Below are 25,478 nucleotides of genomic sequence, written 5' to 3' on the forward strand. Positions count from 1 at the left end.
ATAATCTTTGTTAAATTAAAGGAGTAATTGCGCATTAACCAAAATACCGATGGCCATCCGCAGACCTTTTCATCTCAAACAGTGGGTACAGGAAAACCGGGACCTGCTCAAACCGCCCGTGGGCAACAAAAATCTATACGCCGATGCGGGCGATTATATTGTCATGATCGTGGGCGGCCCCAATGCCCGCAAGGATTATCACTTCAACGAGACCGAGGAGCTGTTTTATCAATTGGAAGGCAACATCAATGTGCGCATCCAGGAAGACGGCAAGCCGGTTGACATTGCCGTGAAAGAAGGCGAAATGTTTTTGCTACCTGCCCGCGTGCCACACCGCCCGGAACGGCCGGCCGGAAGTGTAGGGCTTGTCATCGAGTGTAAGCGCCTGGAGACGGAAGTGTTGGATGGCCTGGTGTGGTTCTGTGATAACTGTAATAACACGCTACACGAATATCGCTTTCACCTCGACAACATCGAGAAGGACTTCCTGCCACGCTTCCGCGAGTTCTACGGCAGTGTCGACCTGCGTACCTGTAAGAAGTGTGGTACGGTCATGGAGGCCGACCCACGATTCATTTAAAATATAGTGTGCCGGGCGGAGCCCGCAGTATAAAATAAGGCTCCTGTGTTGTGCACAGGAGCCTTATTTTATATGCAGTATTCAAGGCGCTACTGCGCTAAACTAAACCGTATTTGTGTGCCAAAGCGGGTTGTGGCACGCCGGTAGGAGTTGGATACCAATGGCTCGTTGATAGTACGTTCAAAATATAGCTGTATGTTAAGCTTCTGGTTTACAACATAGCTGATGTTAGGACGCAGCTGGAAGTTGATGTTACCGTTCGTAATGATGTTTGTCTCGTAAATCTTCCGTTGGATGGTTTTGGTATCGGCTACCGATACGTTCATCCGGAACGTGACGTCGTTCTTTAATACCACTGTACGGCCCTGTGATTTGAAGGGCAGTTTCATATTGTTTTTGGTATAGCCCAATTCGAATGAAAAGTCTTTCGTACTCAATTCGGTCACCTGTGCGTTAGAAACGGTCAATGCCAGGTCGCGTTTGGTTTTATACTGGAAGTTGGCCGAAAGTCGCCCTTTCGTGCGCATGTTCACACCGATAAGGGGCGAGAATTGTTCGCTGATGAGTACCTGGCTGATGATGTAGACAGGCACCAGTTGGTCGACATTATTAGTGCCTGTATTATCGCGTGGGAAGAACTGGCCATAGTAGGAAACGTTGTAGTCCGTTATGGGTCGGTCGAGCTCCAAACCCCGCACGTCGCCGCCTTCACTGAACTCCAGGGAGTTTTGGTAGTTGACGACAGAGTACGACGCCTGGTAAGCATGTGAAAGGGTGATCGAACTAAAGATATCTTTGAACATACCCAATTTGTTAAGCCCCGTGTAGTCGATGCGCCAGTTTGGCATTGGGATTTTGGGGAACGGCGAGAGGTTCACGCGCTTGGCATCGCTGCCGGTGTATGCGGCAATGAAGGCGGGGATCAATACGTCTTGCGATGCTAATTTGTATTGTGACTCGGTGGTATCAGGTGTTGGATTATTGCGGTAAATAATGTTGAAGCGTTGCCGCACCTCTTCCAGGTTCTGCTCGAAATCCTGGAATACGGCGGATACGATCTTGTCATTGCTGCTGTTAAAGGCAGTTCTTATGTTGATTGTAGAGATGCGGTAACTGCCACCGCGGCTGGGGCTGAGGTCTCGGAATTCATTTACCTGGTTAGCGGTATCGTAGCGGAAGATGGATTGGAACGTGCTGTTTGTCTCCTTTTTCAAATCGAGTTGAATTTTTAGATCAGGGGACGGTTCGACGTTGGCGCGCAGGTTGATGTTCTCGGTGCGTGTTTGGGTAAAAGGCGTGGTGAGGCTTTCATTTTTGGTAAGCCATCCTTTGGCGGCGGCCTTATGGCGGATGTTCGGGTTCTGACTGCCGAGGACAAAATCCCAGCCTGGGGCATTCCAATCCTGGTCCATACCGAAAAATTTGGGAGAAGGTTCAAAACCCGTAAGCATAGTGCCCCGCGTAACAGTATAAGTACCGTTGATGGAACGCACGGACATGAGCAGGCGCAACAGACCCTTTACCGCGCCGGGTACTTCGGCCGGAGCTTTTGTTTTGGTCGTGTCGGGTTTCGGGGCCGCCTTCTGCAAGCGCGGGTTTGTCACGATCTTCGACGGCTTTTTAGGCGTGTTGAGGTCTTTCAGGATCTTTACTTTGTTATACAGTTTGAGCATGTCCAGACGGCCGGAGAAGTTTTGATCCTGGCTATTCTGAATGGTGTTCTTAAAGTCGTATGCGTCGAGGATATCGCCCCGGGGTTTTTCTTCGGGTGGCAACTCGTCGGGATAGTTGACCGGGCCGGCCTTCCAACCGTAGGTTATTTGGTGACGATACTCGGCGCCGATCCAGTCGGTCACTGGAATTTTATCTAGTGGCAACGTATAGTTTACCGTCACATTTTGTGTGAAGTTTTTCATACGCCCCAGCTTTTTGATGTTCTTGATGATATAGTTGCGCTCGGGCTGGGTATCGACTTCACCGTCTATTTCGTTCTCGGGTTCATCAATGACAGCGTCGGCACGCGAGCTATATTCCAGCGATAGCCCTTTGGAAATGTTCCACCGCAGGTTGTATTGCCGGGTAAAGGTAAAATACTTCATGTAGTTCGGTCTCGACTCGATGAATTTACCATAGCCGGCAGAGTTACGATAGATGGTGGAGGTCAGCGAGCGATCCAGGTCCATGCGTGCTGACAAACTGCTCGGGAGGAAGCTGATGTTAAAGTCTTTGATGGCCTTGAGCCAGGGTGAGGACAGCCCCTTCGCATTCTTGAAGGGCTCGATGCCGGTGGCCTTCGGGCTGTAGGTATAGGCAACCGAGCCGCGGTATTGTTTTTCAAACAGCTCCGCCATCGTAAAGTTGGTGCGGCGGCGGTCACTGTACGAGTAGCTGAAGGCCAGGTTTTCGATGTCCCACAAATGTGTTTTTGCATCGGGGTTTACTTTTACCTTACGGACGTTGACGAAGTTTATACTTCGCCCTACCGTTCGGTCGCGGGCGATGTTGAGGTAGTTCTTTCGGTCATCTTCATTCAGCGACTGTAGCGCAGCGTCCAGCTTTAAGTCGGGGTTGGCGGGATCATACAATGGCGTGATGGTTGTATTTTCGTAGCTGACGAACATCGGTATTTTGATGCCGGTGTTACCGGGGAGTAATTTGTCGACGTTGACGTTTGCCGAGATATCGTAGCCTGTTGTTTCTTCGCGCGTACGCTCCCCTATCTTAGAGCTTACGCTCCCAAAGCCAAAACTGGTATGCCGCACGGCGCCGGTAAGGGTGGCAAAATCAGCAAGCTTGGCGCTCATGGTCGCGTTGACGGCCCAGCCGGGGGTTCGGTTAAAGTCTGTGACGCGCAGCTCGTTTGCCCAGAGACATACCTGGAAGGCCCGTTTGTCAGGCGTGCGCGGATTGCGCACACCGATCATAATGGATTGTACTTCTGTCAGATCAGGACGGCCAAAAATGCGGACGCCGTGGTAGCCCACGATGCGGTGACCACTCTGTGGATAAAGTATGTTCATGGAAACACCTTCGCGATCGCGGTCGGCCTTGAGGCGGTAGAGCTCGTCGAGGGCGAGGTCGATCTGGTTTTCGTCGGGCCAGACCGATACCGGGTCGGTATCGGAGATGTTGGTCATCTTCAGGGGAACTTCGATCTCGTAATAGTTGGAGTCAAGATCTTTCCCCAGACGGATGAAACCGCGCAGGTCGTTGTCGGCGGCATCGCCGTGTGCATGGAAGTACATTTTTACACGGCCGTAATTGAACAGGTCGAACGAAACGTTTTTGTAGATGGACCGGGCATCGCCGTCTTTTACAGCGTCGGCGCAAAGTTGTACAGACTGCTCGTTCAACAAGCGTGATACGGACGAAGTATTGTCACGGTCACGCACTACGCCGGGCGGAATGACGTAGGGAGACTTGTTGTCATTGCCTTTCCCGTTTTCTTCCAGATTCACCACGGATACCGTAAAATCTTCAGGGGTTAGCTCGGGCGTGGGAGCGATACCACCTTCTTGCAGGCTGTTGGTATATCTCCGCCAACGGCTGCCCACCATGCGGAAGTTGGCGAAGCGCAGGACGACCGGCTCGCGGAAGCCCGTGAGTACCATCCGTGCATACCGCACGGATTTAAAGCCTTCAATGTTGCCGTATTGATCTTCGAACTCGCGTACGGGAATGCGGTATAGATACCAGTTTACCTGCTCGCCGGCTTCGTTCCGGTTGTCGGTGGTAATTTTATCGACGATATATTTCCGTCCCACGGCCAGCCCACCGGGCGCCAGGTCGATGTTGTAGCTATAATATTCTTCCAGCTCGCTCAGCGTGTTATCGGCGTTCAGGTCTTCGTTGTCGGGAATGGTCGAGCCGGCGGGTGTATACAGGTCGCTTGAGCCGTTGGCCACCGGCGAGTTGCCGTCTATGCCGTTGATGTTTTTGTAACGCTCCAGGATCTTTGCATCGCGATTGTCGAGTTCGTCGCCGAGGAAATATTGGAAGTTATCGGCAGAGGGGTCGTTTTGAATGCGTGCTTGTCCCTCGGGGTTCAGGCCACTCAGCTGGTTGAGGTAATCCTGGAACGTATCAGTCTCTCGCTGTGCCGTCACCCCGTCGAAACCTACGTCTTGCCGGGCACGTGCACCGGCGTCAAGGTCGAAGGCGTTTGTAACATATTGGTCAGACGCCACATATCCCCAGGCGTTTTTAGTAGCCTGCTCGAGGTCGTTCTCGCCGCGCGGCAGGCCGTTCTCAAAAGCATGTTTGCCGTCTCGGGCGACATCTTCGGAAATACTTCCCAGATGGAAAATCAGCTTACCGCCGGTCTCGTTGCGCTTGGCAGGCGAGATGCCGTCGTTGATTACACCCTGCGGGGAGTTGATGAACGGATCGAGCAGCCAGAATTCAACGTACTCAATATTGGCTTTGTCAAAGTCTACTTCGGTTTTGATGGCGGTGGTAATACCCCCCCAGTTCTCCTCCGGGCGCGGCAGGAAGCCATCGGCCGTGACGGTGGGGTTGTAATTATACGGGCCACGTTCGCGTGGATAGTATGCCACGTCAAAAATCTGTTCCCAGAACACACCCTGTGTGAGCTGTTTGGCCGGAAAGATTTCCTGCGGGCCGACGGGACGTACATAGTGGTTTTTGATATCGTCTTTGGAAATGTTCGAGGGCTTTACGGCACCACCGTCGCGGTAGAATTGGTTGTCGACCTGATACCAGGCCAGCTTGGCCCGCTTGTACCCGATCTGAAGAATGTCCGCCGAGCCGACCGGTATGTTGGACGGCCCAAAAGCGTTGCCGCTGGTTTTGGGTGTGGCGGCCAGTTTCCACGCCGTGGGGTTCATGAGCGTATAAGGCGTGGCGGTATTCTCGAAGTCGTCGATGTAGCCCGTGCCTTCGCCATCGATGATGTTGGACGTGCCGGGCAGCAGCTGCGCGAATTCGCCGGTGAAGTTCACGGCAGACTGTTCTTTGGTTTCCAGGAAGGGCAACGCATCGACGATCTTGGTGAGCAGGCGGCTCTTTTTGTTGATGTTAAAGTCAAAGCCATACTGAACGTTACGCGCTGGCTCGGTGCCGATCTGGTTGCGGCTGATCATGGGTCGTTCGTTATAATACAGCAGGGTGGAACCGAAGTTGACGTCTTCGCTGAGCTTGTAGTCAAAGCGCGATCCCAGCAAGCTCCGCGTTTGGAATGCAAAAGGGTCGGATTGTTCGTACTGCACCTGGATCTCTTTGTTGGAGCTGAGAATGGATTCGTTCAGGATCGTTACCTTACCAAAGGTATAGTCCACCACGTAATCGCTGCCTTCGGTCAGCGGCATGCCACCGGCGTATAGCTTCACCGATCCTTGTGACACACCAAAGCCGGGTATAAGAATCTCTTTAGAGGAGCCTGCACTGTAGGTACCCACGAGCCAGAATTTATTTTTTGTGGCATACAGCTCTGCATCGGCTTTGGTACTGCGGTACAGGGTGTCGTACGAATATTTCTGGATCATGTAGTCCCGCCGGGAATCACTGGCGAAGGCCTCCCGTAATCCTTCACTGAATGGCTCCAGGTAAGGAAAGATGATCTGCCCCGTCGAGCTATTGATGGTGATGCCTTCGACGTAGTCGAAGTTACCGTCGAAGCCGGGATCGTTTACCGGGTTGAGACGGTCGAGGCCCAGGATGTCGAGCAGCTGGCGGGCGCGGATGGTTTCACCGCCATCTTGTAGCTGGGGGTTGTCAACACCCGTACGCGCGTCCCGGTAGATTACGCGCAGCTGGAAGTCTTCACGGCTCAACTGGTTGACGTTGAGGTTATAGATGTTTTTCATCATCAGGTCCCAGGTGGGAATGATCCTGCGCTGCTGGTCGCGGATCGCCACTTTGCGGGGGCGCAGCATTTTTAACAAAATAACGTCGTCGTCCCTGAGATCGGAGTAATCCTCGGACAGCTCGCCGACTTTATACGCCCGTCCGTTATAGGTGTATTCGTACGCTACGGCCAGAACTTCGTCGTTTTGCAGTTTGCGGGTAAGGGTGATATACCCCAACTGCTGGTGATAGGTAAATTCTGTCGGTGCCAGCTTACGTGCTCCCGTTATTTTTTCGTAGTCGGTGCCGTTTTCCAGTGACATGGGTTCCAGTTTTCCATTGGCACCGTCTGCCCCGCGGGCGCCGGCAATCATCGGAAACCTGCTCTGATCCGTTAATCTGGAGTATAGCTGGTTGGCCGCGTTCGCGTTGGGAAGTCTTGGGTCGAGCGCGCCGGCGGCGGTGTTATTATAAACGCGTCGAGGCTCGCCAAGGTCCATCAGCGCAATCGCGTTGCGCATGGTTTGCGTGTCGTTGTTCCGGTTGAGAACATACACTTCCACACGGGTGATGTTCACCCCCGAAATGATCTGCGGGATATTGCTGATCCACTTGCGATAGTTGTCACGGAAGAAGTGACCGAGGAAGAAGTGGCGGTTGTCGTCATAGTTGGAAGCGATGATTTCGAAGGGCCGTCCCTGGCCACCGCCGTTGCCGCCGCCGATGTCGATGGACGAGGCCTTGCCGCGTTGGGTGGTGGCAATGGTCGTCACCATGAGCTTGCCAAACTGCATCTGTGCCTTGATACCGAAGAGGTTCTGCGCCCCCTGAATGAGGGTATTGTTCAGCGGCAAGCTAACGTTACCGATTTCAAGCTTTTGCAGAATATCTTCTTTGAAGCCAGTGTATTCGATCTTCATGTTGTTCTGAAAATCGAAGGAGTTGTTGTTGTCGAAGTTGGCGGTGACCTGTAGTTTTTCGCCCACCTTACCCGTCACGCTCATATTGATCTGCTGGTCGAACTCGAACCCACCGTTTCGCTGCATGCGGATGGTCTGGTTGGGATTGTTGTTGCGCTGAAAGGAGGCACCGAAATCGAGGGTTACAAAGCCGCGGGGTATGAGCTCGATGTAGCTGCCACCAAAGATGCGGTCGAGTATCGGGCTGATGAAGATCTTCGGAATCAGGCCCCGGCCGCTGACAGCGCTTTCACCGTCTTGCGCCCGGGCGCGGCTCTGCCAGTAGCTTTTTAACGCCTGCCGATCCTGGTACTGTTTGAACTCCTCGAAGGTCATGCTCGAGGTGGGGCGATAGTTCATGTCGCCGATCTTTTCGTAGATGGTATAGTTCATGCTCGTGTCGATCTCGACATCGAGCTTCATTTGCTGTGGGTCTTTCAAATAGAACGGCGAGGCCGAAGAGGTATTTGAGAACGGGTCACCGTACCGATCGGTCGGTCGGTAGGTAGGGCGACGGTTGGAGCGATAGGGTCGGGAGGTCGTGTCCTGCGCATTGACGCGCGTAGTATCCTGCCGTTGAGCCAGGGCCTCGTCGGTAAAGGTAAAGATGCTTAGGCACGTAATGATCAGGCCCCCAAGCTTGGATATAACCTGACGTTTCTTTGTAAAGACTTTCACTACTTAAAATCTCGTAAACCCGTTTGTGCTTTGTCGCTGCGTAAAAAATTTAAAAACCTTCCGTTCCAGCGACCTCTTCCATCCCTTGTTTCAGCCAATAAGGACCTGTGCGGTTCCGGCTAGACACATCGTTCTCCGAACTCCTAACTATTCTTCAAAGCTTGTTTAACCAAATCTTCTAATGTAAGGGTATTTCCTGATTTTTTTAGGACGGCATCCACACTTTTCTCCGCTGCCGCCTTGGGCAAGCCCAGCGTGAGCAAAGCTGATAACGCCTCTTTGCGCAAAGTATTGTTTGTCCCTATAGAAATTGCCGGCTGGCTTTCCTCCCACGACTCCTTTTTGAGTTTGTCCTTTAGATCGATAATAACCCGTTGTGCCGTTTTGCCGCCGATGCCTTTGATCCGCTGCAATGCGCCGGCATCTTCTTGTACAATAGCCGTTTTCAGCTCGCTGCTGTTCATGTAGGATAACATGACAATCGCCGTGCTGGGGCCGACGCCGTTTACCGTGATAAGCTGCTGAAATAGCCGCTTTTCGCTTTCGTTACTGAATCCAAACAATACGTGGGCGTCCTCCCGGATGGCTAGGTGGGTATGAAGCAGGATGTTTTCCTGTTCTTTGATCTCCGAAAATGTTTGCAGCGAGATGGTAACGAGGTAGCCGATGCCATTAACATCAATAATAACATGGGTGGGCTCGCGATGAACGAGTCTACCCTTCAGGAAAGCGATCATAGGTTAAAAAGTGGGTTGCTCAGGATACAAAGATTGCAAAAAAAGATGTACAAGGCATCAGGGCGGACGTGGATATTGACGGGCTGGCGCGAAAATACAATCCGCGTGTCAGCGCGAGAGCGGAAGGGTGGTAGTGGACGGGACCGACTGGGCGGTCGCGTTAAGGGAATGTAAACAAACTGTGTTGCTGGCACGGGCCATTAGTCGTGGGGCGCAGGCAGTAAACAAGCAGACCAAAACTTGCTTTCATTGTGTGGAATGTTGCGTCAATCGCCGTGTGAACCTTTTGGTTACCGAATACCATTTTTTGTACTGCCTATTTTTTTGGAATGAATTTTTCTATAGGATTTTTCCGGTATGTATGAAAGGATATTTCCTGGCAGGATATGATGTGCGGGGTATAAGGAAAAATATTTTTAAATATTTTTTGTGTTGTCAGGCCAATGTGTCAGTAGGTGTCTTTGCAACACGTTGCATGGATTGGTACGCTTGAAGTCCATGTTTGCTTCAAATTTTATATGCCATAATTTCCGAATATACCGTTTATGTGATGTTACAGGCAGTTCACCTGTGCTTTGTGCGAAGCTGTCGAATTTTTCCTTCTACAAGAAGGGCCTATCTTCGTGGTCGGTATGTTGGCTTTCTTACGATATGTGTGTGTCATAGGCATCTTTATGTCTGTGGGTATTTCGTGCGATCCTGCTCAAACAGCTGCGCGCATGAAGCCCATATATCGTCTCGATCTCGAGGCGATTGTACGACGCGGGTATATTCGTGCGTTGGTCGATAACAATTCCACGAGCTATTTTATTTATAGGGGTAGAGCGATGGGCTATGAATATGAGCTGTTGCAGCTGCTTGCCAAACAGTTGAATGTAAAGCTCAAGATTACCGTTACCAATGGCGTCGACCATGCTATACAGCAACTACAAGCAGGCGAAGGTGATATACTGGCTTTTCCGCTCACCATCAACAAGCCGCGCAAAGAACTCATTGCATTTACACAACCTCACTTCAATACTTACCAGGTACTCGTACAACGCAAGCCGGAGAACTGGCGAACGTTAACGCAAGACAAGATCGATGCCGCGCTGGTGCGTACACCGACAGCTCTCAGCGGGAAGCAAGTGCACGTGATGAAAGGTACAAGCCACGCTATGCGGATGCGCAATTTGTCCGACGAGATTGGTATGGATATCGATGTGATGGAAGACACGGTCGTGGTCGAGAGTGAGGGGCTCATTCGTCAGGTGGCGACTGGTGAGATCGAATATGCTGTAGCCGATCATACGATGGCCCAAGTCAATGCGGCGTATTATCCCAACCTCGATGTGCGCACTGTATTAAGCATGTCGCAGCAGATTGCCTGGGGAGTACGGAAAAATTCTCCCGCGTTGTTACAGGCGATAGACGAATGGCTACGGGAAATCAAAAAGGCGCCTACGTTTATGGTGATCTACAACCGTTATTTTAAAAGTCCGCGTACGTCGCTTTCGCGTATGCGAAGCGATTATTTCTCATACGGTGGCAACCGGCTTTCTCCGTACGATTATATGATCAAGCAAGGTGCCTTGCGCCTGGGATGGGACTGGCGGTTGCTGGCGGCAGTGGTATACCAGGAGTCGAAGTTCGATCCGCGGGGTGAATCGTGGGCCGGCGCGAGGGGACTGATGCAGCTTATGCCGGAGACGGCCCGTCGTTTTGGTGCGCGTGACCTGAACGACCCACAGCAAAGTATTCGTGCCGGTGTGGGGTATTTAAAATACCTGGACCGGTATTGGACCAAGTCGATACCGGATTCCGCGGAGCGACTCAAATTTGTGCTCGCGTCGTACAATGCGGGACTCTCACACATATTGGATGCCAAGAAACTAACTGAAAAATATAGCGACGAACGTGAAGACTCTTCGCAATGGGATGGTCATGTACAGTCGTATCTCCTCAAGAAATCTGATCCCAGGTTTTACCGCGACCCGCTTGTATCGGCAGGCTATTGCAAGTGCGAAGAGCCGGTAAACTACATCAAAGATGTGTTAGATCGTTACGAAGAATACCGCGTCCACATCAAGGACGATGTAATCGATTTGCAAGCTGTTCAAAATTCAGTGACGGCCAGGTAGTGGCGATGTCGGGCTGGGCCAGGATGTCGTCCATGATTTCCTTTTGCTTTCGTCCGGTTTGCAGCGCATCGGCATAGCGTATGTTTTCATGAAATGTAACCATGGAGTATAGGGGTATCCACTTGTCGGGGTAAAGCTCGTGGATGCGGGCTTCGATCTTTTTGCGCAGAACGAATTTTTCGTCGGCCACCAGGTCGCGCATCTCGATGAAGTTGTCAAGCGCCAGTTGCGCGATCGCATCGGTGTCGGGTTTGCGCAGTTGTTGAAATTCCTGGATGGCTGCGTCCCAGTGATCGTGGTGCCGCTGCAAGAGCTTGTTTAATACAGAACAATCTTCAAAGCCTGCGTTCATGCCCTGCCCGTAGAACGGTACGATAGCGTGCGCAGCGTCGCCGATAAGCACGGTGGTGTGTCGCACCCACGGATAACACTGCGTGGTGATCAGCGAGCCCGTCGGGTTGTGGTTGAAGTCATGGAGTGCTTCCGGCATGAGTTTGATGACGTCGGGAAAAGTCTCTTCCAGGAAACTACGTATAGCGGCATCCGTTGTAAGCGATGCAAATGAGTTCTTGCCCTCGAACGGAAAGAATAATGTGCCGGTGAAGCTTCCGTCGGGGTTGGGCAGCGCGATCATCATAAAACTTTCACGTGGCCAGATGTGCAGTGCATTTTTCTCCAGGGCGAACTGGCCGGAGGCAGCGGGTATATGCAGCTCTTTGTAGCCATGCTCGATATAGTGCTGCGAAAAATCAAAACGATCGGTGAGCTGTAAGCCCAGGCGCACGGCCGAGTAAGCGCCATCGGCGCCCACGATACCGTCGAAATGATAGGTGGCCAGGTGGTTTTCGGGGGACGCGGTGGTGATGGCTGATCGCTCGGTGTCGATGTGTGTGACGCGTTGTTCGAAGTGAAAGACGGCGCCCATCGCTTCGGCTTTGTTCATCAACACGATGTTAAGATTGCTGCGCGAGATGGAATTGATGAACTGTCCTTGTTTGCCGTATGGCTGCAGGTTGGTGTTGCCCTGGCGGTCATGCACCATGCGGCCATGCATGGGAATGGCCACGGCACGTAAGTCGTTGGAGAGGCCGACTTCGTCCAGCGCATGCAGTCCGCGGTTGCTCAGCGCCAGGTTGATCGAACGGCCGGCGCCTGACTGGTTCTTGCGCATGTCGGGGCGACGTTCAAAGATCGTTACATGATATCCCCGTCGCAACAGATAAATGGCCAGCAGGGAACCTACGAGCCCTGCACCGGCAATAGCGATATTTTTTTTCATTCTATATAAAGCTAGTATAAAGAATCGGACAGGAGTGTGACAAAACGAAATACCTCTTCGAAAGTATTATATAGCGGCACGGGCGCAACACGAATGACATTGGGTTCGCGCCAGTCGGCGATGACGCCTGCGTGGGTAATGCTGTTAAAGGTCTTTTTGCCCTGGCGCTTCATGAGGATGGAAAGCTGACATCCGCGTTGACGGGGGTCGTCAGGTGTGATAACAGTATAATATTTTCCATCGGGGTCGGCCTGGCTTAACAGAAACTCGAGAAACCCCGTGAGCCGCAGGCTTTTCTGCCGCAGCTTCTTTATGCCCGCCTCCTGGAAGATCTCCAACGAAGCCAGCAACGCAGCACTTTGAAAGATGGGCACGTTCGAGAGCTGCCATCCATCGACACCGGGTTGCGGCTTAAAACCTTTCTTCATTTGAAAGCGTTCACCCTCGTGGTGACCCCACCAGCCGGCAAAGCGAGGCAATGGTGCGTTAGCATGACGGTTGTGGACAAAGGCGCCGGCGATTGCGCCAGGCCCGGCGTTGAGGTATTTATAGCTGCACCATACGGCAAAGTCTACGCTGTCGCGGTGCAGGGCCAGCGGCACGTTACCGACGGCGTGCGCGAGGTCGAAACCCGCATAGGCGCCCGCCTGGTGTGCTGCCGCAGTAATGCGCGGGATGTCAAAGAACTGCCCGGTATAGTATTGTACACCGCCCAGGATCACCAGGGCAAGCTGACTGGCATTTTCGTGAATGGCATGGAGAATGTCTGCTGTGCGCAAGGTATACTCGCCGACGCGCGGCGCCAGCTCGACGAGGGCGGTCGTTGGATCGATGCCATGATACCGAAGCTGCGACTCAAACGCATATTGGTCGGAGGAGAAAGCGCCCGCTTCGGTAATGATCTTAAAGCGCTGGGCGGTGGGTCGGTAAAATGACACCAGCAGCAAGTGGAGATTGACCGTGAGCTGGTTCATGGCGACTACTTCGTTCGCTTGCGCACCGACAAGCGCTGCAAGCGCCTTCTTGGAGAACTTATGATAATACAACCAGGGCCGTTGTGCGTGCACGTGGCCTTCTACGCCCAGGGTTGCCCAATCGTCCAGTTCAGCTTGTAGATACCGTTTTGTGGTTTTGGGCTGCAGGCCGAGGGAGTTGCCGGCCAGGTATAAGGCGGGGCCGTTGCCGGCCGTCGGCAACAGGAATTTTTTGCGAAAGGACGCGAGGGAATCCTGGCGGTCGAGTGAACGGGCAAATTTTAAAGAATTTTCAAACATGGTATAGCGCTGAGGGCAATCGTTAAAATGCGTAAACAAGAGGGAATTTATAATCTTTTTGGCCTTATTTCCCAATCTTCCATTCTTCCTGTATTTTTGGCCCCATAATAACGCATTAAACCATAAACCATGAACATTCCTGAAGGACTGAAGTACACCAAAGATCACGAGTGGGTGAAAATTGAAGGCGATATAGCGACTGTCGGTGTAACAGACTTTGCCCAGAGCGAGCTGGGTGATATCGTGTATGTAGACATTACCACGGTCGGTCAGGACGTAGCCGAACACGATATTTTCGGAACGGTAGAAGCTGTAAAGACCGTATCGGACCTGTTTATGCCGGTATCCGGTAAGGTGCTGGAAGTGAACCCTGTACTGGAAGCCAGCCCGGAAAAAGTGAATGAAGATGCGTACGGCGAAGGCTGGATGATCAAAATAAAGGTCACGGGTTCTGCCAGCGGCCTGCTTTCCGCTGCCGAATACAAGGAACTTATCGGCAAGTAAAGCGTTTTACAATATGCCGACCGCCACGCCCACCCGGCTTGCTGGGGTTGAGCACTAACGCTACCATCATGATAGAATTACCCGTCATATCATCTCCGGAAACCCGCAAGCGCAAGCCAGACTGGCTGCGTGTAAAACTGCCGGTGGGTCCTGAGTACGCCAAAGTGCGCAAGCTTGTAGACAACTACAAGCTTCATACGATTTGTGAGAGCGGCAACTGCCCGAACATGGGCGAATGCTGGGGAGCAGGCACGGCAACGTTCATGATCCTGGGCAACGTCTGTACCCGCAGCTGCACGTTCTGTGCGGTGGCGACGGGTCGTCCGACAGAATACGACATGGAAGAGCCTAAACGCGTGGCAGAAGCCATCAAGCTGATGGGTGTAAAACATGCAGTGATCACTTCGGTAAACCGCGACGAGTTAAAAGACCGCGGTGCCGAGGTATGGTATCAAACTGTGGTCGAGACCAAGAAGGAAAGCCCCGAGACAACGATCGAGACGCTCATACCCGACACAAAAGGCAACTGGGACGCACTGTATCGCATGATCGAAGGCAAGCAAGAGGTGGTGTCACACAACATGGAGACCGTAGGCCGCCTGTATCGCATCGTACGGCCACAAGCTAAATATGAGCGTAGCCTTGAACAGATCCGCCGCATTCGCGAAGCCGGTATGCGTACCAAGACGGGTATCATGCTGGGCATTGGCGAAACCAAAGAAGAAGTATTCAAGGCGATGGACGACCTGGCCGCAAACGGTCTGATGATCCTGACCCTGGGGCAATATCTGCAGCCTACGAAGATGCACCTGGAAGTAGCCGAGTTTATTCATCCGGACATGTTCGAGATGTATCGTGAAGAAGGGTTACGCCGTGGATTAAAGTATGTAGAGTCTGGTCCCTTGGTGCGCTCCAGCTATCATGCTGAACGGCATGTAAACGTGCCGTTGGACTAGATTTGCTTTCGACGATCACAATAATAATGAAAAAGGTATTCCAAATAGGAATACCTTTTTATTTGCGATCTGTTCAATCAGCGTGAGAGATTATTCACCCGAGTCGAGGCTTGTGAAAACTTTTACATTTACATCTGCGGTGATGTCGATCTCATGGCCGGTTCTATTGTATTCGTCATTAGCAGGAACCAAAGCATGAAACTTGAACTTCAGCTCGCCGGTGGCGGAGTTAAAGTTATACTCCGTAACAGCTTCTGATGCGTCCAATCCGAAATATTGATTTAGCCTGAAGAATTTCCTGTCGCTGGAGATAATCGCTACATATGTATTGAATTGAAGGTAATCGCCGCCATTGCTGTAGCGGTCATAGTCAATATCAATGTAGCTATTGCTGCCTTCGCTAGGGGATATGATGGCAGAATTGTAGCGTGTAATATCAAAATCAGTTTCTGTTTCGCCACCTTCGGATTCGTACTCCCATACAGAAGAAGTATATGTGACATCTGGGCCAATCGGGCTAAATTTAAAGTCGACGGTTTGATCAAATGCTACATCATCGATCCGGGTACCTTTATATCGTACAACAACATTTCCGTATTGTGTGGCCTCGTCAAAGCCAACACCATTAGCGCCGGTGTCGCCGGTATCACCTTTGTCACCTTTGTCACCGATTGCTCCCGGTTCACCATCTTCGCCTTCACAGGCCGTAAACAGAAGTCCCGAAGTTGCCATTGTAAAGATCAAACCAAACGTTAGAAGTTGTTTCATAAAGAGAGATAATTAATTAAGATTTAATTTTTATTATACTATATTTCCTTGTGACTATGAGGAAAGGCGGAAGTAGCTACTTAGTAAGTAGGTGTTGTGATTATTTTGGGGTGTCGATGTCCTGGACAACCTTTACGTTCACTTCGGCCGAGATCTCCAGGTCGTTGTTTGTATCGTTGTATTTGTTGTCTGCTGGTACAGTACACTTGAATTCAAACATAAGCTCGCCGGTAGCAGCGTTGAACGAATATTCAGAGACGGCTTGAGAAAATGGCAATTCAAAACGTGGATATGTCGAAAAAGACTTCTTGTCATCGGATATGATCGCTACCTGTGACTCGATATTAACGGTAGATTCGCTGCCATCAGCAGGTTTGTCGAAAGAAAAACGTACATAGCTGGTGCTGGAGCCTGACATCATCGCCGAATGATAACGGGAGAGCTCAAAAGCAAGAGCGGATTGGCCTTCGCCATACTCGTATGATGACACGGATGACGTCCAGGCCAAATCGGGTCCATTAGGACTAAATTTAAAGTCAAATGTTTTGTCGAACGCTACATTATCGATCCGAGCACCTTTATATCGCACGACGATATTGCCGTATTGTGTCAGCTCATCAAATCCTTCACCGTCTGAACCCATGTCGCCTGTATCACCTTTTTCGCCCTGGGCACCACTTATTCCCGGGTCGCCATCACCGCAGGCCGTTAATAGAAGCCCTGACGTTGCCATTGTAAAGATCAAGCCGAACTTTAAAAATTGTTTCATAGTAAATAGTTAGGAGAAAAAATTATGAAAATGCTATAGAGTTGAATGATTAGACGCTAGACCCCACGGACATGTAGTAAAGACAAACTCCTGCAAATACCTAAAACAATTCTTTTCCGGCCAGGGGAAAATTCCCTGGTACATGACTGGTTACCTCGAAATTGTGGGTAGGGTAGCTTGTGAGATTAGTCTTTTACACACTCATCTTAGCGACGAATATGTACGAAGGTAAAAAAAATAAGTTCGGATAGAACGAGTCTTTTTTGTTCAAAACTTACATACCTCGGAAAACCTTCACATTACAGTGGCCAGTACGTGTCGGTCATGGCCTGCCGTATTTAAGTCCAACGTTTATAGCGCTGTAAGCTGTATTCCAGATCAAGAATGCTAGTGGCCGCGTTGTAAGTGTATTTCTGGTTCCCCTGTAAGCGCAACCGGAGAATAGTCATCCTGCAAGACGAAGAATTTAAAATCACTGGTCTTTTTACGACGTTCTAAGGCAAAACTTTACATCTTCTCAAAAACCTTCACATTTACAGTAGCCGCAACGTGCAGGTCGTGGCGTGTTCCGTTGAATTCAAAGTCTCCAGGCACATCGAAATTCAATTTTAGGCTAAACTGGCCGGTAGCTGGGTCGTATGTATACTCCTTCTCGCCGGTGAGCGCGTAGGGTTCATAGTAATCATCCAGAAAGAAAAATTTGAAATCGTCAGTAGTGATGACAGTTCTGAGATAAAAAAATACGTTGGTTATCTCCGGTTTACCCCCATCATTAGAAAAATGCACATTCAAGGTTATCTGGTTGTCCTGTAGCCCCTCCGCCACAGTACTATAAAATCGTCGTATGGTAATGATATGGGCATTTTCTTCTATGTCTACAACGGAAGAAGTGTTAATACCATTGACCCCCACCGGTGTGAATTTGAAGTTGAGATCCTTTTTAAACGCTTTGCCGTCAGGCCGGTGCCCGTCAAGGGAAATGGCGACGTTACCATATTGTGTTGCTTCTTCAAAGCCCACGCCGTCTTCTCCGTCCTTTCCGTCTTCTCCGTTTTCACCTGGCCGACCTTGCTCACCTTGTTCGCCGGCGGGGCCCGGATCGCCGTCTTTGGCGCAACTGGTAAACATATAGGCAGCCAACGCCACGGTCAACATCGCAATGAATTGTAAAGGGTTTTTCATAAAGATTAAAGCTATTACGTAATGACTATAAACTATGGGGATATATAGTATTCAAGCAGCGTGACTACGGTCCCTGATCGATATACTGGAAAACTTTTAGGGTCGCCACCATCGTGATTTTGAGTCCGGATATGCCGATGTCGTTTTGTTGATGAGACTCTTTAAGAGTCAATCGAAACGAGAGATCGCCGGTAGCAGCATTGTACTGGCAATCTTCAAAATCGTCGACAGACAGCATGCCGGCAAAGTCTTGCTGTACCGCAACCAGCTTCGTAGCGCTGGCGTGCATGTAGGTATGAATAGTGCATTCATTAGGAATGACAATATTGCCATCTCCTGTTGGGATCACGTCCAGGTTCAGATGGACGAAATTGTCTTGTAGGTCTGGGGGAAGATCAACCGCACCGTAAAAGCGACGGACACTAAAGTTATAGAAGTCGTCAGAAACAGTAGCTAACGACCCGATCATAAAACCAGTGACACCTACCGGTGCATGTTTAAAGTTGACACTGTCGGTGAAATCTCTGCCGTCAGCGAGTTTGCCCGCAAAGCTGACAACGATATTACCGTAGGCGGTAGACTCCTGAAAGCCGTCTCCGTCTTTGCCCGGGTCACCATCAGCGCCATCAGGACCGTCGAGGCCGTTGGCACCTTTTGGGCCAGGGTCGCCGTCTTTGCCATCAGTACACCCGAACAAAAGCAGGCACCCCAGTACCGGGACCGTGGCAAGCATAGCGCATAAAGACATTTTCATGTGCGAAGGGTTAGGGGGGTTTTCAAATAGAAGTCAGCAGGATCGACTTAATGGCACAAAACGGTAGAATTAGTGTACGAATATCCGATATTCTGGTTACGGTTCCAACACTCTGTTGGCCATCGATCTAAACTAATTAACGTCGGTGATTATTTTTTGATGCTTACATCCACAGAATATCTTGTGTATAAGGTATGAATGGCTTTGCTGCGGCTGGAGGGTGGCTTTAGTATGATCGAATATCGCTATAAGGTCCCTATAAGGCTCTATAAAAAAGAGGCCGTCTCTTTTGGGGAGACGACCTCTGTAGATTCTTTTCCTCGCTGTTATTTCTTATCTGCTTGAATGCGTTGCTCGCGGTTCACTACTTCCCAGGCTGTGTAAAAGACTGCCTGTGCACGTTTGGCCAGCAGGTCGAACTCGATGCGGCTTACCTCGTCGGTAGGCTGGTGGTAGTCTTCGTGAATGCCGTCGAAATAAAACACGATCGGAATGTTGTTTTTTGCAAAGTTCCAGTGGTCGGAGCGGTAGTACAACCGGTCAGGGTGATTCTGGTCGTTGTACGTGTAATCGAAGAGCAGGTTAGTGTATGTCTTGTTCGCGGCCTCGTTGATGTTGTGCAGCTCGGTCGAAAGTTTGTCGGAGCCAATCACATATACATACGGTGCACTGTCTTTGTGTTGGGGGTCGCGACGGCCCACCATGTCGATGTTCAGATCGACTACCGTTTTCTCTAACGGGAACACCGGGTGCTGTGTGTAGTAATCCGAACCCAGCAAGCCTTTTTCCTCGCCCGTTACCAGCATGAACAGCATGCTTCGGCGCGGGCCTTTCCCTTCTTTCTTCGCGGTAGCAAATGCTTTTGCGAGTTGCAGCACTGACACTGTACCGGAGCCGTCGTCGTCGGCGCCGTTGTTGATCAGGTCGCCTTCGCCTCCGGATTTCTTACCAATGTGGTCGTAGTGTGCTGTCACCACCACCAGCTCGTCTTTCTTGTCCGTTCCTTCCAGGTAACCTAGCACGTTGTCGGTCTTGAGCACCTTTACATCCATGGCGGTTTTGTATGTCAGCGTGGTCGGCTTTATTTTTTTCAATGCGCCTTTCTTGGTGTCTTCGTTGGTAGCCTTCAACAGTTTCTCTGCAGGCTGGTTCAGCGCCTTGGTGGCTGTGGCCGTCGAGATAAAGAAGATCCCGGAGCTGGCAGAATTGGCCTCGGGTTTCTTCAGGGACAAGGCACCACCACCCAGATAGCCCTTGAACTGGTTTACCAGGTCTTTGAAGGCATCGGCGTTGTTGTTCCAGAGCAGGACCATGCGGGCTTTGCGCTCGCGTGCGATAGCCATGGGGTCGCGGAAATTTTCTTCGCTTTCCACCAGGATCACAACAGCCTTGTTTTCAACCGAACCCAGCTGATCAAAATCTTCTTTGCGTCCTTTGCCGGCAAACACCAGCGGAAGCGATACTTCGCCGCCAGAGTCGCCATTGCCGTAAAACACCACATCTTCGAAGTTTGTAAACTTCTGCTGCCCCGCTTTAATATAGATGTCGCCGGGAATGCTGGTATACAGCTCTACCGCCTGGTAGTAGCTGTTGCCATTGACGGGGCCGGTCAGGCCGAGCTCCTCAAAGTGGGCCTTAATAAAAGCGGCTGCCATTTTCTGTCCGCGTTTGCCGGTCTCACGACCTTCGAGGGCGTCCGAGGCCAGGATCGACAGATTTTCTTTCAGGTCGGAGGGAGTTATCAAGTCACCATATTTCTTGGCAACGGGATCTTGCGCCTGGAGCCTGTTGCCGGCCAGGGCACTCACCAGTACAACGAGTAGGGTTAATTTCTTCATGGTTAATGAGTTTATTTTTAGGTGTTTTAGCACGCAATATCAGCAAGTAATCATGAACGATCAAACCGCTCCTGTATCTACGGCCGGGAACTACATGGTTTGCGGATGGGTTAGAAAGGGTACATGAGGTATTCGTGCTGTATACTAAAACCCTATATACTCGCTCGTGAAATAGCACTTTTTGAATCGTGTAAACTTTTTACTTCCTGGGGAAACGTGCTTCAAAACTTCCGGAGTCTTTTCCTTACCTTTGCAGCCTTACAGACGTTTGTCTTTTGTTAGTCCACCTAAAATATTGAAAATCAATAACTCAGATGAAAATAGACTCGCAGTACTCCGAGAAGTTTGAAAGCCGCCACATAGGTCCCGATGCACGCCAGGTAGAAGAGATGTTGAAGGTGATTAAAGCGCCATCGATTGATGCACTGATCGACCAGACCGTTCCCGCAACAATACGGTTGAAGAAGGCACTTAATCTTCCGGCAGCAAAATCTGAGTTTCGTTTCCTGCAAGATTTCAAAGCACTGGCGGGCAAGAATAAAGTGTATAAGTCGTACATCGGCACCGGTTACTATAACACCATCACTCCGGGCGTAATCCTCCGCAACATTCTGGAGAATCCGGGATGGTACACGGCCTACACACCGTACCAGGCTGAGATCGCACAAGGCCGCCTGGAAGCGCTGATCAACTACCAAACGATGATCATTGAGCTGACCGGCATGGAAATCGCCAACGCTTCGTTGCTGGACGAAGGTACAGCGGCGGCCGAATCGATGCACTTGTTGTTTGCCTCGCGCAAGGCTTCTAAAAAGAACGCGACTACTTTCTTTGTAGACCAACATACATTCCCGCAAACCATCGACGTGCTGCAAAACCGCGCTACGCCGATCGGTGTTAACCTGGTAGTAGGTGACATAAGCACTCTGGATATTTCGTCTCCCGAGCTCTTTGGCGTGTTTGTACAGAACCCCGATAACAATGGTGCTGTAAAAGACTACTCCGCCTTCATTACCACGGCACACGCGAAAGACGTGTTTGCCGTTGTTGCCGCCGACCTGATGAGTTTGCTGCTGACGAAGTCGCCCGGCGAAATGGGTGCTGATGTGGTGGTAGGTTCTTCGCAACGCTTTGGCGTGCCGATGGGCTTTGGTGGTCCGCATGCGGCATTCTTTGCTACGAAAGATGACTTTAAACGTCAGATGCCCGGCCGTATCATTGGCGCGTCGATCGATGCCTCCGGAAACCCGGGCTATCGCATGGCACTGCAAACCCGTGAGCAGCACATCCGCCGCGAGAAGGCTACCTCCAACATCTGTACAGCGCAGGTGTTACTGTCGGTCATGGCCGGCATGTATGCGGTGTACCACGGCCCCGAAGGACTGCGCAAGATCGCCGGCCGTATCCACGGCCTCACCCGCGCGCTGGACTCCGGTCTGAAAGCTGCTGGCCTGAAGCAAGAGAACGAACAATACTTCGATACACTGAAAGTGGCGGTTGCCGATAAGAAAGCGGTAGAGCGTGAAGCGCTGAAGCGTGGCGTAAACGTGCGTTACTTTGCCGATAACCACGTGGGCATTTCGCTGGACGAGACCACGTCAGCCGAAGATATATCCCAGTTGCTGGAAATCCTGACGGCGGCGGAAGGTAAGAAGGCCTCTGCCGTATCCCCGAATGGCATGGAGATGAACTGGCCCGCGGCGTTGTCGCGGAAGTCACCCTATCTCACGCACCCGGTGTTTAACACGCACCACTCTGAACACGAAATGCTGCGCTATATCAAGCGCCTGGAAAATAAAGATCTTTCCATGGTACACTCCATGATCTCGCTGGGATCCTGTACCATGAAGCTGAACGCTACCGCCGAAATGATTCCGGTGACGTGGCCCGAGTTTGGTAACATTCACCCGTTCGCACCGGCGGACCAGGTACTGGGATATGCCGAGCTGACGACCAACCTGGAAAACTGGCTGAAAGAGATTACCGGTTTTACCGGTGTATCGCTGCAGCCGAACAGCGGCGCACAAGGCGAGTACGCCGGCCTGATGGTGATTCGCGCGTATCACCTGGATCACGGTGACAGCCACCGCGACATCGCCTTGATCCCTGCTTCGGCACACGGTACAAACCCGGCCAGCGCTGTGATGGCGGGTATGGATGTCGTTGTGGTGAAGTCGGACGAAGATGGTAAGATCGACGTGGCCGACCTCAAGGCCAAAGCCGCACAATACAAAGATCGTCTGTCATGTCTCATGGTGACCTATCCGTCCACACACGGTGTGTTTGAAGAATCCATCATCGAGATCTGCGAAACGATCCACGCCAACGGTGGCCTGGTATACATGGACGGCGCGAACATGAACGCCCAGGTAGGCCTGACGTCGCCCGCGAACATCGGCGCCGACGTATGCCACCTGAACCTGCACAAAACCTTCTGTATTCCGCACGGTGGCGGTGGCCCTGGCATGGGTCCCATCTGCTGCAACGACAAGCTGAAGCCTTACCTGCCGGGACACGCTGTCGTGAAGACCGGCGGAGAGAAAGCCATTCAAGCCGTATCAGCTGCTCCCTGGGGCAGCGCGAGCATTCTGACGATTCCATATGCTTACATCGCGATGATGGGCGGCGATGGTCTGACCAACGCCACGCGCTATGCGATCCTGAATGCAAACTATATCAAGAGCCGCCTGGAAGGCCATTATAAGATTCTCTATACAGGTGCCAACGGTCGTTGCGCACACGAGATGATTGTAGACTGCCGCGATTTCAAGAAAGCTGGCATTGAAGTGGAAGACATTGCCAAGCGTTTGATGGACTACGGATTCCACGCGCCGACCGTGTCGTTCCCGGTAGCGGGCACCCTGATGATCGAGCCAACAGAAAGCGAACCGAAAGAAGAGCTGGATCGTTTTATCGAAGCGCTCATCGAGATCCGCAACGAGATCCGCGAAGTGGAAAACGGCAAAGCCGATAAAGAAAACAACGTATTGAAACATGCGCCGCACACTGCGGCCGTGATCACCGCCGACGAGTGGACACGCCCGTACAGCCGCCAAAAGGCTGCGTACCCGCTGCCATTTGTGAAAGAAGCAAAATTCTGGCCTACCGTGAGCCGCGTAGATAATGCCTATGGCGACCGCAACCTGATGTGCAGCTGTTTGCCACTGGATGAGTACGAGAAGACGGGAGAGACCGTAGAGGCATAATATCGCCCGACGATAATATTCCAGGAGGCTATTCCGAAAGGGATAGCCTTCTTTGTATAAATGTGAAGGATTAAACTGCTGGCATGTTTCATGCTATAAACAGAACGTATATGAAGGCCGGAAACGTAAAGCGTATGTTTAAAGGAAAGGCTGTCGTCACTATGATCGTGCTGGCAGCGCTGTTGCTGCTATCTCGGCCGGGTTATAGCCAAAAGGGTGGTGTATATAAACAGAAAAGCACTTACAGCGGCTTTCCGTCGTTGATATGGCCGAAGCTGTATGCCACTTCATTTGAAAACGCAAAGGACGATCTGGGCGAGTATGACAAGCCTGTATTTTCCGACGCGGTATTGGCCATGCAGGGTAAAATCGTTACGCTACCCGGGTATATGATGCCTTTTGAGAACGGCATCAAGGGGAATCACTTTATGCTTTCATCGCTACCCATCAATGCATGTTTCTTTTGTGGTGTGGGTGGTCCCGAAACGGTAGTAGAAGTATTTGCGCTAAAGCCGATGACGTATACCGAAAAACCGATCGAGGTGAAAGGTAAGTTGATGTTGAACGAACGCAATCCCGACCAGATGATTTATATTCTGGAAAATGCGGAAGTGCTGGGCGAGATCGGATTCTAAACAATACACAACATACAAAAGCAGCCCCGGCAAGGATTACTTGCCGGGGCTGTTGTTTTTAGTTCAGACCGTGCTGGTCGAGAAGGTACACCAGGGCGGCCATGGAGGCGGCGCCCAGCTCCAGCTCGCGCTTGCTTACTTTGTCAAACGTATCTTCGCGCGTGTGGTGGTAATCAAAGTAACGTTGTGAGTCGGGCAGGAAGCCGAGGGTGGTTACACCTTGCGGCTCCAGCGGACCAATGTCTGCGCCGGCGCCTTCCTCCTCAAAATCCGTCAATCCGTACGGTGCGAAGAGTGGCTTCCAGCTTTTGATGCGGGCTTTGGGGCCTTCCTGGGCATTCATGGTAAAGCCGCGTGGGGTAAAGCCGCCGTCGTCAGACTCGATGGCAGCAATGTGTTTCTCTTGTTTGAGCGCTGCCTGGCGTGCATACTCCAGACCACCGCGCAGACCATTCTCTTCGTTCATAAACATCACGGCGCGGATGGTGCGCTTGGGTTTATAGCCGATCATTTTCATGAGGCGCAAGACTTCCATGGATTGTACACAGCCGGTGCCGTCGTCATGCGCACCCTGGGCCAGGTCCCATGAGTCAAGGTGGCCACCGACAACAATTATCTCGTTCGGATATTGCGAGCCTTTGATTTCGCCAATGACATTAAAGGACGGCGCGTCGGGCAATGTTTCGCAGTGGGTCTCGAAATAAAATTGGAGATCCTTTTCGGTCTGCAACAACTTGCTCAGCAGTTCTGCATGGCGGGTGCTGATCGCGATAGCCGGAATCTTGGGAATGTTTAGGGCATAGCGCAACGAGCCGGTGTGTGGGTAGTCTTCCTGATTCATGCCCATGGAGCGAACAATGACACCCACGGCGCCATATTTGGCAGCTTCAGAAGGGCCCAGGGCACGCTGTTCGACGGCACCACCATACGCCGCAAAGGTGTTGATCTGTTTGAGATCCATCGGGCGGTTAAAGAATACAATCTTGCCTTTGATTCTTTTCTCGCCCAGCTGCTTCAGCTCGTCAAAGCTCTTTACCTCGATCACCTGACCGGTAACACCTTCCGGGCCGGTGCCTACTGACATGCCCAAGGCGCAGACATTCATTTCGATCGTGCCCTTTTTGGAATTTACGATACGGGCCTGTTCCTGCTGGCCGCGGATCCAATGGGGTACCATAACGGGCTGCAGCCAAACGCTGTCGGCGAAATTTTCCATTTCGTGCCGGCTCCATTCCACACCGGCAGCGGCGCCCGGTGAGCCACTCAATCGTGCGCCTATGCGGGTCGTGAGGTATTCCAGGGCGGCGTAGCTCTTGCCCTGGGTGAGCTCTGTATCGAAGATTTGACGGATGGCCGACGCATCCGGCGACTGGGCAAACGCGGGTGTGGCGATACAAGCAAACAACAGCAAGCGTACAGTGTCTTTTATCATAA

General features: G+C 51.5%; 16 protein-coding genes. 6 read left to right on the top strand and 10 right to left on the bottom strand.

Features of this window, described 5'->3' with window-relative positions; translation table 11 throughout:
- Positions 1-49: 49 nt before the first annotated feature.
- Entirely contained in the window at positions 50-580 is a 531-nt protein-coding gene (locus K7P01_RS15500; RefSeq protein ID WP_267294548.1) for a 3-hydroxyanthranilate 3,4-dioxygenase, read from the top strand.
- A gap of 89 nt (positions 581-669) precedes the next feature.
- On the opposite strand, the gene sov is transcribed toward K7P01_RS15500, so the two are convergent.
- Positions 670-8,022, bottom strand: coding sequence for a T9SS outer membrane translocon Sov/SprA (gene sov / locus K7P01_RS15505; RefSeq protein WP_267294550.1), 7,353 nt, complete (start codon positions 8,020-8,022; stop codon positions 670-672).
- Between the two features lie 143 nt (positions 8,023-8,165).
- Positions 8,166-8,759: a Holliday junction branch migration protein RuvA gene (gene ruvA, locus K7P01_RS15510; RefSeq protein ID WP_267294552.1), complete on the bottom strand. Its 594-nt coding sequence runs from the start codon at positions 8,757-8,759 to the stop codon at positions 8,166-8,168.
- 719 nt (positions 8,760-9,478) lie between these two features.
- Between ruvA and K7P01_RS15515 the strand changes: the two genes are divergently transcribed.
- Positions 9,479-10,879 (top strand): MltF family protein, encoded by a 1,401-nt coding sequence (locus tag K7P01_RS15515; RefSeq protein WP_267294554.1) that lies wholly within the window; start codon positions 9,479-9,481, stop codon positions 10,877-10,879.
- Here K7P01_RS15515 and K7P01_RS15520 read toward each other — a convergent pair.
- Together K7P01_RS15520 and kynU are read right to left on the bottom strand one after the other, a co-directional pair.
- Positions 10,824-12,158 (bottom strand): FAD-dependent oxidoreductase, encoded by a 1,335-nt coding sequence (locus tag K7P01_RS15520; protein ID WP_267294556.1) that lies wholly within the window; start codon positions 12,156-12,158, stop codon positions 10,824-10,826. The two genes, K7P01_RS15515 and K7P01_RS15520, sit on opposite strands and share 56 nt — an antisense overlap.
- An 11-nt stretch (positions 12,159-12,169) precedes the next feature.
- Entirely contained in the window at positions 12,170-13,432 is a 1,263-nt protein-coding gene (gene kynU, locus K7P01_RS15525) for a kynureninase (protein WP_267294558.1), read from the bottom strand.
- 129 nt (positions 13,433-13,561) lie between these two features.
- Between kynU and gcvH the strand changes: the two genes are divergently transcribed.
- On the top strand, positions 13,562-13,936 hold the full coding sequence (gcvH, locus tag K7P01_RS15530) for a glycine cleavage system protein GcvH (protein WP_267294560.1): 375 nt from the start codon (positions 13,562-13,564) through the stop codon (positions 13,934-13,936).
- Between the two features lie 68 nt (positions 13,937-14,004).
- Positions 14,005-14,892: a lipoyl synthase gene (gene lipA, locus K7P01_RS15535; protein ID WP_267294562.1), complete on the top strand. Its 888-nt coding sequence runs from the start codon at positions 14,005-14,007 to the stop codon at positions 14,890-14,892.
- Positions 14,893-14,982: 90 nt separating this feature from the next.
- Here lipA and K7P01_RS15540 read toward each other — a convergent pair whose 3' ends face one another.
- From K7P01_RS15540 to K7P01_RS15560, 5 genes are all read right to left on the bottom strand, one after another.
- A complete protein-coding gene (locus tag K7P01_RS15540) occupies positions 14,983-15,660 on the bottom strand; it encodes a collagen-like protein (RefSeq protein WP_267294564.1) in 678 nt (225 codons plus the stop codon).
- Positions 15,661-15,760: 100 nt separating this feature from the next.
- Positions 15,761-16,429, bottom strand: coding sequence for a hypothetical protein (locus tag K7P01_RS15545; protein WP_267294566.1), 669 nt, complete (start codon positions 16,427-16,429; stop codon positions 15,761-15,763).
- A 507-nt stretch (positions 16,430-16,936) separates the two neighbouring features.
- Positions 16,937-17,611 (bottom strand): collagen-like protein, encoded by a 675-nt coding sequence (locus K7P01_RS15550; protein ID WP_267294568.1) that lies wholly within the window; start codon positions 17,609-17,611, stop codon positions 16,937-16,939.
- A gap of 64 nt (positions 17,612-17,675) precedes the next feature.
- Complete coding sequence (locus K7P01_RS15555; RefSeq protein WP_267294570.1) at positions 17,676-18,344, bottom strand: hypothetical protein; 669 nt, start codon at positions 18,342-18,344, stop codon at positions 17,676-17,678.
- Positions 18,345-18,691: 347 nt separating this feature from the next.
- On the bottom strand, positions 18,692-20,203 hold the full coding sequence (locus K7P01_RS15560; protein ID WP_267294572.1) for a M28 family peptidase: 1,512 nt from the start codon (positions 20,201-20,203) through the stop codon (positions 18,692-18,694).
- A 314-nt stretch (positions 20,204-20,517) separates the two neighbouring features.
- Between K7P01_RS15560 and gcvP the strand changes: the two genes are divergently transcribed.
- Positions 20,518-23,409: an aminomethyl-transferring glycine dehydrogenase gene (gcvP, locus tag K7P01_RS15565; protein ID WP_267294574.1), complete on the top strand. Its 2,892-nt coding sequence runs from the start codon at positions 20,518-20,520 to the stop codon at positions 23,407-23,409.
- 110 nt (positions 23,410-23,519) lie between these two features.
- Complete coding sequence (locus K7P01_RS15570; RefSeq protein ID WP_267294576.1) at positions 23,520-24,044, top strand: hypothetical protein; 525 nt, start codon at positions 23,520-23,522, stop codon at positions 24,042-24,044.
- A gap of 58 nt (positions 24,045-24,102) precedes the next feature.
- Here the strand turns inward: K7P01_RS15570 and K7P01_RS15575 are convergent, their stop codons facing one another.
- The gene (locus K7P01_RS15575) at positions 24,103-25,476 is read right to left on the bottom strand and encodes a M28 family peptidase (RefSeq protein ID WP_267294578.1); all 1,374 of its coding nucleotides are present in this window, start codon (positions 25,474-25,476) and stop codon (positions 24,103-24,105) included.
- Between the last annotated feature and the right edge of the window lie 2 nt (positions 25,477-25,478).

The organism is Parachryseolinea silvisoli (assembly GCF_021190955.1).
Lineage (GTDB): Bacteria > Bacteroidota > Bacteroidia > Cytophagales > Cyclobacteriaceae > Ohtaekwangia > Ohtaekwangia silvisoli.